Below are 12,412 nucleotides of genomic sequence, written 5' to 3'. Positions count from 1 at the left end.
CCCTTCCTTTTATGTAAACGGTAGTTCTTCTTCTAATCCATCCGAAAGATTCATAAATCCGTCTTCTCCTGCTGGTGGAGGAGCGGTTTGATTTCTCTGTTCTGCAGCTGCTTTTGACTCCGCAAAATCCTGTTCTTCTACCACAATATCTGTGGTATACCTTTTGATTCCGTCCCGGTCTACATAACTGCCGGTCCGGATTCTTCCGCTGATCACAATTTTTAAACCTTTTCTAAAATATTTCTCCGCAAACTCTGCGGCTTTCCCGAACGTGACACACGCAAGAAAATCAGCTTCCGGTTCTCCCTCCCGCTTAAATCTCCGATTCACTGCAAGTTGATACCTGGTCACTGCCATTGGCTTTTCTCCCTGGCTATATTTTGTACTTGGATCCGCAGTTAAGCGTCCCATTAGAATGACTTTGTTCATTTGGTACTCCTTTCTAGTTTTGAGTCAGTTCCATCACAATTTCTTCTTCCTCAATGACTCCATCTAAGGTTGGTTCCTCATCAAGCGTTGCTTCTTTTTGCCAGACGCTTCGTCTGGAAAGCAGCCGGGTCTCATCAATTCCCGGAATGGATTCCCTGGATAATTCGGATATTTGCTCTGGATTCTTTTCCATCTCACTCATCTGTTTTTCAATCTCTTTGATTGTCTGTCCCAGGGTCTCTTGGTTGCTGATCATAAAAGGGATCCGAAACTGTTTCAGCATCTGCCAGATGGAAAGATCAAGGTCTTCGCTCTGTTGAAAGCTTTCTTTTCGATCTCCTCTTTGGTATTCCGCTTCTCTTTCCAGATAGATATTTAAACTTTGATCTTTCCGGAAATCTTTGATCACTTCCTTTGAAAATCCCATGTCAGATTTCTTTACATACAGTGGATATACCGATAGTGGAGAATCCGTTACAATCACCTTTGACAGTTTTGCTTCCTTTTTAAGCCTCTCTTTCTGCAAACCATATAATTTCTTCTGTGTTTTTATGGATCCATCCAACTGCTTTGGATCCTTCTTTAACATTTTTTTCTGTGGTCCAGGAACATAGGCTGCCGTAATACCTTTTCCTTTCAGTGCCTCTACAATTTTTCGTGCTGCCTTTCCCTTGCCGGCGCCCGGGCCGGCAAACAGGTTAATGATCCATGGTTTGTCTTTTGATAACTGCTTTGGTTCCTTCTGTTCTTTTACAACATTTTTGCTTTCCTTAAGCAACAACTGATAGGATACAAGCGTACAATCCTTTGGAAGTGCCTGCATCGCCTGGTGTAAAAAGTCAAATGTCCGGTTTTTCTTGGATTCCGGTATGATTTCCCCGGTCTTGGGATCTATTTTTACAATCCGGTATCTCTCAAATCCGTCTTTTCTTCTAAAGGTCGGATCCTTCGCCTGGTCTGAACTTTGAACGGCCCGTAACTGTTTCCATTCCATAAGCTGCCTCCTAAAAAGGAGAACGCCAAAGACGTTCCCCTATCTGCTATGATTTATTCTGTTTCTTTTTCCGGTAAAGCCAGATCAATCCTGCGGTTCCTGCAGCAATAACAGCTACAAGGAGTCCAGGTTTTGCTTTATCTAACGTTTTCGCAATCTTGGATCCAACACTTGGCTTTGGTATCTTGATGGTTTTCTTTGCATTTGCCGGCACGGTATCATCCGATGTAACCTCAACCTTATTGGTAAGGCTTTTACCTTCTGTACCTTTAAGGATCTTTGCCTGATAGGTAATCACTGCTTTCTGGCCGTACACCATCTGATTGATCTGAACGGTTAAAACATTTCCGGTGACCTTTATTTCATATTTCTCTACCCCAGATACTTTGATGGTATCCTTCTTAAGCTCTAAGCCTTCCGGAAGTGTATCCTTGATTGTGATATTCTTTGCGGTATCTCCCGGTTTCGTCAAATTGACTTTGATCGAATACGGGATCAGATCTCCAGTTTGATAGTCCTTATCCTTCGCATCCTTTTTTACTGCGAATCGGGTATCTTTTTTACTGATCTTAATCGTGTTTTGTGTCTGGACCTCTTCGGAGTTATCGGCCTTTGCTTTTGCTGTATTGATCACATCCTTGTCTTTCAAAGCTTCTTCTTTAAATAAGACATCGTATGTAATCTTCATAACTTCCCTGGCCAGGTCAGCATTGGTATTGATTGTATACTTGTTATCCTCCACTTCTAGTTTACACTGAGCCGTAATATCCTTTCCGGATACTGTCACCTTCAAAGACGCAGGATCAATCACCATACCTTTTTGATCAAACGTATCTTCAATCACAACGTTCTTGGCTACTGCATCTAAGCGTTCCTGGGTAATCGTCAAGGAATATTTTCCGATTTCTCCAAGGAAATATTCTTTTTTATCAGACTCTTTTAGAATCTTCAAGACCGGATCATCCGCTGTTTTTATTGTCACCTCATGATCCGTTTCTTTCTCCGGAGCATTGTCTGCAGACACGGCTGCTTTATTTGGTACCTGTTGGTTCTCTAAAGATGCTTCTTTGAAAAGCACCTGGTACGTGACTTCCAGCTTATCAGCGTCAGTCAGATCTTTCCCGGTTTCCACGGTAAAGCCATCTGCTGTTGTTTCGATTTTCACCGGCTCAATAATTTCACCGTTAAATTTGACCACAAAGGAATCTTTGTCGATCTCAACCCCTTCGATGCCAAACTTATCTTTGATGACCACATTTTTGGCCGTCTCTCCTTCTCTGGTCTGTTTTGCCGTTAAGGTATATTTCCCGATGTCCCCAACTTTATAGACTCCTGCGTCAGAAGTTTTTGTAATGTCAAGGTTTGGTCCCTGAATTGGAACGACTTCTTCATCTTCCTTTGGGATATTCTCATCTGAATTAACGGTGGCCACGTTGGTAACATCCTGGCCGGACAGCTTCTCATCCGTGATCACTGCCTGGTATTCGATCTTAAAAGCCGTTTCCTTGGTCAGGTTCAATGGATTTAGTTTGTCTTGTTTGATCAGCTTTCCATCATAAACGGAGTATTTATCAGTCGGACACACCAGGTTCTTATGTGTTGTAATATCAAAGTCATTGTTTTTGACAACTACATCCACATCTTTTAATACATTTCCGTCTGCGTCCATCACGACCACAGAGTTTTTCTGCAGCTTTACGCCATCTGTTTTTAAAACATCCTTTAACACAATATTTCTGGCCACACAGCCAATCGCATCCTGGCTTACATCCACCGTGTAGGTAACGGTGTCCCCTACCTTATATTTTTCTTTGTCCGCTTTTTTGGTAATCTTTAGATTCGGACTGTTGATCCACACCTTTGCATCTGCCTCTTTTTCCGGTACTCCAATGGCGGCGGCTTTGGCACGGTTGATCACTTCATTTCCATTTGCTCCTTCCGCTGCAGTTGCATTATACTTAACAGTAATCGTACTTGCCTGTGGAAGTGCATAGTCTCCTTTACTCTTTAATATCCAGCCGTTACCAGATTGGGTCAATGTGTAATTTGCTGCGTCAATCCCGGTCACTTTGACGGAAGTAAAGTCCAAAACCATTCCTTCTGGGAGGGTAAGGTCATTGATATAAAAATAGGCGGTATCTGCCATTGAATTCTTTTGACTGGCTGTGACCGTATAGGAAACCGTATCGCCTACTTTATATTCATATTTATCGACTACTTTTGTTACGTCCAATCCCACAAAGGAATCTGTTCTTTTAGGTAGTTCTACGGTTGTTGTTACCCTATTGGTTGTCAGATCCTTACCATCGATAATGGTTTTTGCTGTATTTGCAAATAACAATGATGAATTTGCAGATGCATAATGCCCGTGTTCCTCCCACTTCTTCTCAAGTGAGGCTTTCTGTTCTACGGTCCAATTTTCCGGAATGTTTATCTTTACAGTGATCTTTAAATTATAGGAACCATAGGTATAAAACTTTGCATTTTTGGGATCTTTTAATGTAGCCGTTATCTTTTGACCATCCTGTTTTATCGTAAACATACTTGAAACATTAATTTCTTTCCCATCGGTATTGACCGCCGTCACTTCCACTTTATTCACTTTCAGACATTCTTCTATAGTATCTTCCATGACAAAGCTTTTATAGTAATGGGCTTCCGGAATGTCCGTCGGTATATTCTGGCATATTTTATAGGTAAATGTTTCGGCTAAAGACCTCAAATGATTTGAAGTCGTGTCTGTTTCATCATTGTCACTTACTGTTTTAACCGGATTTGTCGGTGGAAATTTCACCATGTTTTGTCCGGTTCCGGCATATTGGTTCTCACCGGTTGGTTTTGCAATATTTCTTCCAAATGTATACTCAAAATTGTTTGATTCAAAGATGAAGCCTACTGCAGACTCCGGAGTGCTGGCCACATTTCCGGTTGGGGAAGCATAAACATCCATACTTCCGCTTTTCTTATATAAAAGATTCGTGTCCTTTGCCACATACTGTCCATCTACTTTTGAGGCTTTGATTCCAATGTACTGGTCATTGTCCACGTCTTTTAGTGTGACATTCGTACGCAATGTCACCGGCGTTTCTGTTCCAGCCTTGAAGAATTGGGTTTTCATGGTCAGTTCCTCAATCGTTCCGGCATAGGATACTCCATTTAATCCCGGACGAAATTTGATGTATCCTTCCTTTTTTCCATTTCCGTCTTCGGAAGCTAAATCATATGCTGTTATGGTTTTTAGGACATCTACGTTTACAGAATGGCCATTCTTCCCATTTGTGTCACACTGCCAAATGCTGCAGTTGGTAACCTTGACTTTAATCTTTCCTGCAGCATTTTGGGATGTCTTAAAAGCAGGATATGTTTCTGAACTCTCAATTTCTCCGGACTCAGAAGATCCGGTCATTTCTGTTCCCTGAACAATCTCTGTTTTTGTTTTACTTGTTTTCTGTACTTTAAATCCATAGGATGGATCTACAATTAAGGCATTTGAGTCATCATAAGATGAATAATTATGGGTGTACTCACCACCAACTTTATCTGTGTTTTGCCATTTTTCACTGTTCTCTTTATTCGATTTCTTTATTTCATAAGCATCACTCACACTGATTTTCGCTTGTACTCCGGTCTGGATCAAACCTAAAATCAGCAGAAATGATATCATAACGGTTATAGCTATGATATTTTTATGTTTTATTTGCATTGCTATTCCTCCCTTAAAAGTTGCGCAACAAAAAAGCACCATAGATATCTATGATGCTTGTCTAGTTTCTTAAAACTCTGATTATGATGATGGATCTTTATTTTTAAACATACAACCTCCTTTGGGTACAAAAAAAGGAATAGAAAGACCTTCTATTCCTTTTAACTCTTTAATATTCTACAACGGTTCCTCCGCCAATCTGGTAATTATAATAATTTGCCATGACCAGTTTCCCGTTCTTATAACCGTGCATCCGTATGTTTAAATATGCTATGTTATTTCGTTTACTTCGATAGGATGGGCTAAGTTTTGCGGTCTCCCCTGGTTTAATCACTCCTGTATAACGTCCCGTCTCTGGTACTGGAGCTGAAAAGTCGTCTGCTGATTTACCTATTGTATAATAAATTGTCACACCATTCTTAGCAGTAAACCATTCAAACTCTCCATTGTTATCTTCATTCACAAAGTGTGCTAAATATCCTCGCTGTGCCTGGCCATAGCCAAAAAATACATCAGAGTAATCCTGATCTGCCCCATACTTATAATCTAATGAAAAACTTTTGAAATTATTTCCGTACTTTTTAATCTTCGCCTGGAAATCAGCCAGATTGATGTCATCGTCAAACCCCGGCACTTTCCCATAGTATGGTTTTCCTCCCTGGGTATAAAGGGACTTTTTTTCCGCTGGAGCTTTCTTTGTTGCTGTCTTTACTTTTTTACCCTTAGTATTATAGACCGTAATGGTTGCCTTGGACGTGCCAGCTTTTTTCTTCAGCTTGATACTGAAATACCCGGTCTTTTTGCTTGCTTTTTTAGAATATGTTTTACCACCGATCTTTATTTTCACTCGATATCCTGGCTTTACATAGCCTTTGATCGTTTTACTATTTTTTGTAAAACTCTTAACAACCAGGTTTTTTGTAAGCACATAGACTTTCTTCTTTGTGTAGTATTTTTTCCCTTTGTAAGCTTTGACGTAAAAGCTCTTCCCTACGGCCTGTTTTGGGATCTTTATGCTGTAGTTCCCTTTCTTTGATGCTGTCGCCTTGTAGGTCCTCTTCCCAATCTTGATCTTTACGGCATACTTCCCTTTGGTCTTCCCTTTTACTTTTGTTGTCGTGTTATAGACTTTGTTTACACTCAGTTTCTTCTTGGCTGCCTGAGCTGGAACTGCAGGCAACAGAGAAACTGTCAACGCTGCACTCATTACTGTAACAACTGCTTTTTTCATTAATTTGTTCATACCTTTTTCCTCCTATTTTCTTCTATTCTTACTTTTATTATACTCTTATTTCTTTAAATTTCTATATCATATACAATTATTTGGAAACAAGTGATGGATCCAGCTTTACAAAATCTCTAATTTTGATTATAATGTACTTAACAAGACAACCGGATGGATGACCGTAACTCATCCGCTTCGGTATTATATGTATCTAAAAATAGACGCCTATCCTACCAAAGATGCAGGGCGTCTATTTTTTGTGCTTTATCAAAGCGATAACGGCACAAAGCATAATTACAAAGTTGAATAAATCACTGTATGTAACCATGTTATCACCCCTTTCTACAAGACTAGAAACGGATGAAAACGCCCTTCCGGTTGCCCAAGTAAATATATTATAATGATATTTTTACGATACTCTTTTTTACTAATTTGTTTCTTTCTTTTTCCCCATTTATATTTACAGCCCGGACAAAAGGATGGAGTTTTAAGTATTATCCGGGCTGTTTAGGGGTAGTATGTAAAAAGATCCCTCATCTTTTTACATCTTATATAATAGCATATCTTTTATCCCATTTAGTCCCAACTTAAAGGTCAACCTTTGTGGTTTTCCTATATATAATCCTATGTTTCTCTTTTCAATAATTTGATGTTCTCTCTCTTCCTCCTTTACAAATTCTATGATTTTGATTATAATATACTTATCAAGGAAGTCGGCACGATGGATAAAGCCCATCCGTACCGGCGAAGTATTAACGAATAGTCGTCCTCTACTTGTTAGGTGTCAGGACGGCTATTTTTTATGGGTATATGTTAGGAGGGCAACTATGAATAGTCCCGTGTTTATGATGATCATAAATTCCTCATATGTACTCATAAGCACCACCCCTTTCCGTAAGGCTCGGAACGGATGGCTTGGCCGCCTGCCGGCTTCCCTAATAAGTATATTATACTCTTATTTTACCATATTTGTTTCTAAATTGTTGAATTTTCCTTTTTTCTCTTGTTTTAAAATAATCAAGTGACCTTTCTTTTATCTTTACAAACTCTCTAATTTTGATTATAATATACTTAGCAAGACAACTGGGACAGATAGATGAGGCCTATCCGTTCCGGGAACAAATGATTAAGTAGTCACCCGTTCCGCTAAGATTAGGGTGACTATTTTTTATGCGTATATGTAAGGATGGCTACAATCAATAGTGCCACATTTATGATAACCATAAATTCCTCATATGTACTCATAAGCACCACCCCTTTCGCAAGACTCCGAAACGGATGGTATCACCCTCCCAGTTGCCTGGGTAAGTATATTATAATCCTATTTTTTCTATCTCTCTAATCCGTGGTCACGGCTTCTGGATTTGGAATACTCCTCTAATTTTTGACTCAAATCTTGATTTAAAAACCGCAACTCCTGGTTTTTTTCTCTTTCTTTTATCAATTCCTGGTTTAATCGTGCATTTTCTGCAAAGATCAAATCAATACTACCCTGCAGGATATCTTTGCTGCACATATTGGCTGATTTTTCAATCCGTATGCGTTCCCGAAATTTATAATCATCGACCAGCAAATCAACCCCTTTTAATTTACTCATATCCGGCACAATTTTTTCTATCACCTCATCCCGGATCTTTTTCACGTTCTCATCGACATGATTGACTGTTGGTCTCATTTCTGTCGTATCCACTTTCACATCTTTTATCGTTGCAGAATCCTTTTTAAACTGTAGAAATTGTGCCCATATCCCTCCCGCACAGCTTAACAATGCAATGGCAATAGCGATAACCCCCGTTGTCTCCATAATGCACTCTCCTTTATAAGAATATTCATAGCTTAAATAAATTAAAGCGATTGATACACCTATTATAATCTGAATCTGGGGAATTGGCAAATATTTCATATCATTCATTTTCAGCCTCCAATCCTTCTTTCTCTCAAATTTCTATCTACCATTGCTAGTATAAAGTTTGTTGTATACCTTACTAATTTTATATACCCCCTTCTTGTTGCCTTATGTATTTATTTGTTCTGCTTCTTTTTTATCTCTTCCACAATAAGCAATTCCATATATATCCTTTGCATTTGTTTCACGTAAGACTGTATTATAAAGAAGGTCAATACAGTGATAAAAACAATTATAGTGATCGTGCCTATAAATAGCACTTTTGCTATTGCAATCTCAATCCCCTGATTTACTGTTAATTGTATGATCTTTTCTATGATATTGAAAAAGTATTTCCAAACGTTCATCAGAATGCAAATTATAATTGTGAGTATGAAAATGAATAGAATATTCTTTTTATGCTCATATTTTGATTTTAAATTTATATATTCAAAATCAACTTCATCGTCAGCTATATCTTCCAGACGATTTACCTCTTTTCTATATTTCTCCAACGCTTTTTTCTTCCGTTCTTGAAAAGAAATAGACATAATATAATGGATCAATTTCTCGCCAATATGATTCATAATTTCATCATCCTTTACATTGTATCTTTTAGTTCCTAACTCCTGCGGTCCATCTTCCTTAAATCATCTAACGAAATTTCTAAGACTTCTGCCAGACTGCAGATCGTGTACCATCCTGGGTTTTTACTGGCTTCTGTCTCTATGTTATGTACATTTGATACTGCAGTCCCTGCTCTTCTGGCCAGTTCCGATTTTGACATACCTTTCTTTAACCGTATATTCTTTATTACTTCTCCAATCACTTGATTTCCTTTCTAAATATGGTAAACTATTTTAAGACAAAATTTTACCGGATCTTTCTTGATTTTTAATTTACTTACCGAACCATCAAGCACGATACGCAGGAGTTTTCATTATGAATATTAACAGTTTCAATAACCTATTTAATATAGTAGCCGTCCTGTCCGGACTTGTCACCATTATAAAATTTTTTATAGACATCTATTCCTCATGCCATAAAAACACTTCCAAAGATATCCTTCCTTCCGTTCGTATTTATGCAATTGTGAAGCAATTAAATGCACCACAAATGATCTATGTACATAATCATGATTCTTCTGATAAGAACAAGAAAACATTTAATAATACTATTGATAATATAATTATTCTTCTTTGTATTATAATTCTTCCGTTTGGTATGTTCTGGTTTCAGCAATATAAAAATAGTTTATATCTGTTTGTTACTTGTACAATTTTATCTTTTTCCGTTCTTCAGCTTTATCGAATAAAAAAACATTATTATACTGAGGTAACTTTATCCTCTTTGCTCATATATATTTTTTCATCTGCAATCCTTCTTTTTATCGGATATTTCAATTTGTTTGCACCGGAAAACTATAAGGGATATCTTTTAGATTCTCAATCTTTTATGACACTAAATATTAGCACCCTCTTTAATTTTTTGACGTATAAGGTAATGCAAAAACCTGCTTATTTTACTTATTTCCTTTTTCAATTTGCATCCCTATTGCTTCTGATGAGTGATTTTGTAAAAAATTCAATAGACTTTTTTAATTCTATATTATTTCACAAGCCATATGTTCCATTAAAAAGTAGAAACATAATAACCACGATTACAACTATTATTGTTTTGGGGATTGTTCTTTATGGACTTTTGTATTTAGTCCAATTATTAAGTAAATAATGACACCCAATCCATAGCCCTTGATCTCTGCCCACCCCCATTTTTCATTTCTTTTAAGATAAATTGTAACTTTAAAAATTCGGACCAGTATAATCAACATGTAGCTCATTCTTAGTGCGAGCAGAATTTTTCCACAAAAAGAACTTGGTTCCTCTAACTTCATACAATAAGGAAATGAAGAAGTAAGGAATATCATCTGTATTCCACTTAATATAAGGTTTAAGAACAACATAATATTTTCTTTCCTTATATGGCCTCTCTTCCATGTTTTCCTCATTGTAACGATATAATCTTTTATAAGGGAACATAACTCAGTCCCAACACCTATTACCATAATAAATAATGCAAACAAACGTACTACCATTCCATTCTCCCTAATCTTTGTAAATTCATCTTTGATATCTCATTATCACTGTAATCTCTCTATCAATAATAAAAACCCAACTTCTAGCATACTGCATCCTAAAAATCCAAAGGATGTACTATGAAACAAAGATTCACTTCATTTATTGTGTCTGTGCCTATTATTACTTACAATAATTATATCTTTAGGTTAACGGAAGTAATGGAAAAGCGCCATACCAACGATGACTCCAATTAAAATAAACAGAAGAAGAAACGTGGTAAATTCTTCTTCTGCCTTTCTTTGATCATAATGCTGTTTTATTTCTTTAGAAGTCGCTCTATTTAGTTTTTTGTTCCCAAAAAGCCGTTCTTGGAGTCCTTGGATATAAAAAGAATACTCAAGGAAGCTTTTTATTTCCGCCAATTGATTGTATTCTTTCTGAAACATGGCTTGGCTGATACATTCTTTATCATATAGCTCCTTCAGATCAAGCAATATCTCTTTTTTTCTCAGTTCAAACCACAACTCTATATTTGCCAATGGAATTTCAAAAATCATTTCTTTAATTTTTGATAACTCATTTTGACTTTTCAGATAATGCTCTAAAAAGTATCTTTCTGCTAAGATCTGCTCATCAGACTCCTGAAGATCATGAATGGATGCCGTACTTTCTCCTATTATTTTACTGAATATTTTATATAACAACTTGTCAAAAATCATTTTTCTACTCATAAACCTCCTATGTACCTCCATAATTTAATCATCCTTTCGATTGTATTTTTTATTTTCTTTTACTGGCTTCCATCTCGTGGTAGTTCTTACATAGAGTATTGCTCTTCTGATGACGTTGTCAACTTAGACATTAATCTATCCCATAGTTCGTCAACTTCGGATTCATTTCTAAAAGCTTTATTCTTTAATAGTTCATTTTTTGTATAATATATCAAATTCTTGTGATCAATTAAAATACTTTTAGTCTCCTCCTCCAGATCATGACTAATTTCAGTATATAGTTTTAACCGATCATATTGATCGGTTAAATGGATGAGATTTATCAACCCATATTTTGTTTCCCCAGAACTTATATAATTCTTTATCATTTCCGTTGCTAGTTCCAAATCGGACCTCCTCCCACTAGGATAAGATGTACCGAGTACAACTTTTTCTGCTATGGTTCCAGCATAAGCAATCATAATGGATTCTTTGTAATACCCCTCTTCTATCAAATCTGGAGGAATGGAATGCATTAGGCCCCCATTTCCGGTTTGTTCAGAATATTGAATTGTTAGTTGGTCTACTTTATATCCGAATAATTTAGCCATTACAAAATGCCCTGCTTCATGAACGGCCGCAATGATAAGTTCTTCTTCCGTCCTATGATCCTGATTATTCATTGCCACAATGTTTCGATTTTCTTTTGAATAACCCATCAAGTAAGCCAATATAATTTTTACAAGATACAATATAATTTTTACAAGATAACAGCAGATAAATACTGCACAAAAATTATCTATATCTAAAATATCAAATCCTCCGCCTCTCAAACATATAAAAATAATACCGCATGCAGATATATAAAGGGCCTCTGCTATATAATTTTTTTGTTCAGATTTAAAAATTATATCTTTTACGGTCAAAAACAATATAAATATAGTAACTATTTGCAACACCCAAGTCTTATCGTGCCTAGTGAGTATCATCCTAGTATTTGAAAGAAACAACATTCCTGTAAAAATTAATATTCCTCTGAGATAACCAATCGTTAGCTCCGTTGCACTATGAATGTATTTTATAAGTTTCATAACCTTTTTTCCCTTACTCATATATATGTTTTCAGCTGCAATTGTTCTTTTTATTGGATATTTTAATTTATTTGCACCAGAAAATTATGAAAAGTACCTTTTAGAGTCCCAATCTTTTACGACACTAAATGTCAGCACCCTATTACATTTTTTAACTTATAAAGTGATGCAAAAACCTTCTTATTTTATTTATTTCCTTTTTCAATTTGCATCCTTACTGCTTCTTATGAGTGATTATATAAAAAATTCAATAGACTTATTTTATTCTGTGATATTTTATAAACAGTATATTCCATT

The 12,412-nt window shown here is 36.6% G+C and carries 10 protein-coding genes; all 10 read right to left on the bottom strand.

The window, feature by feature from the left end:
* Positions 1-9: 9 nt before the first annotated feature.
* The 10 genes from ssb to P8F77_RS06135 all read right to left on the bottom strand — a co-directional run bounded on the left by ssb (position 10) and on the right by P8F77_RS06135 (position 12,136).
* On the bottom strand, positions 10-429 hold the full coding sequence (gene ssb, locus P8F77_RS06180) for a single-stranded DNA-binding protein (RefSeq protein WP_129701523.1): 420 nt from the start codon (positions 427-429) through the stop codon (positions 10-12).
* 13 nt (positions 430-442) lie between these two features.
* Positions 443-1,423: a hypothetical protein gene (locus P8F77_RS06175; RefSeq protein ID WP_129701521.1), complete on the bottom strand. Its 981-nt coding sequence runs from the start codon at positions 1,421-1,423 to the stop codon at positions 443-445.
* 46 nt (positions 1,424-1,469) lie between these two features.
* Positions 1,470-5,126 (bottom strand): isopeptide-forming domain-containing fimbrial protein, encoded by a 3,657-nt coding sequence (locus P8F77_RS06170; protein WP_165353851.1) that lies wholly within the window; start codon positions 5,124-5,126, stop codon positions 1,470-1,472.
* Positions 5,127-5,295: 169 nt separating this feature from the next.
* Complete coding sequence (locus tag P8F77_RS06165; RefSeq protein WP_233441566.1) at positions 5,296-6,369, bottom strand: serine/threonine protein kinase; 1,074 nt, start codon at positions 6,367-6,369, stop codon at positions 5,296-5,298.
* Between the two features lie 1,312 nt (positions 6,370-7,681).
* On the bottom strand, positions 7,682-8,263 hold the full coding sequence (locus P8F77_RS06160; RefSeq protein ID WP_129701517.1) for a hypothetical protein: 582 nt from the start codon (positions 8,261-8,263) through the stop codon (positions 7,682-7,684).
* Positions 8,264-8,373: 110 nt separating this feature from the next.
* Positions 8,374-8,823, bottom strand: coding sequence for a hypothetical protein (locus tag P8F77_RS06155; protein ID WP_129701515.1), 450 nt, complete (start codon positions 8,821-8,823; stop codon positions 8,374-8,376).
* A gap of 35 nt (positions 8,824-8,858) precedes the next feature.
* Positions 8,859-9,065 (bottom strand): helix-turn-helix transcriptional regulator, encoded by a 207-nt coding sequence (locus tag P8F77_RS06150; RefSeq protein ID WP_129701513.1) that lies wholly within the window; start codon positions 9,063-9,065, stop codon positions 8,859-8,861.
* 840 nt (positions 9,066-9,905) lie between these two features.
* Complete coding sequence (locus P8F77_RS06145; RefSeq protein ID WP_347256411.1) at positions 9,906-10,331, bottom strand: hypothetical protein; 426 nt, start codon at positions 10,329-10,331, stop codon at positions 9,906-9,908.
* Positions 10,332-10,520: 189 nt separating this feature from the next.
* Positions 10,521-11,045: a hypothetical protein gene (locus P8F77_RS06140; RefSeq protein ID WP_129701509.1), complete on the bottom strand. Its 525-nt coding sequence runs from the start codon at positions 11,043-11,045 to the stop codon at positions 10,521-10,523.
* Positions 11,046-11,131: 86 nt separating this feature from the next.
* Positions 11,132-12,136, bottom strand: a complete 1,005-nt coding sequence (locus P8F77_RS06135; protein ID WP_347256410.1) for a hypothetical protein — start codon at positions 12,134-12,136, stop codon at positions 11,132-11,134.
* Positions 12,137-12,412: the final 276 nt, after the last annotated feature.

This window comes from Anaerostipes sp. PC18 (assembly GCF_039789045.1).
Taxonomy (GTDB): domain Bacteria; phylum Bacillota; class Clostridia; order Lachnospirales; family Lachnospiraceae; genus Anaerostipes; species Anaerostipes hominis.
This window is presented reverse-complemented; position numbering and strand designations above follow the sequence as displayed.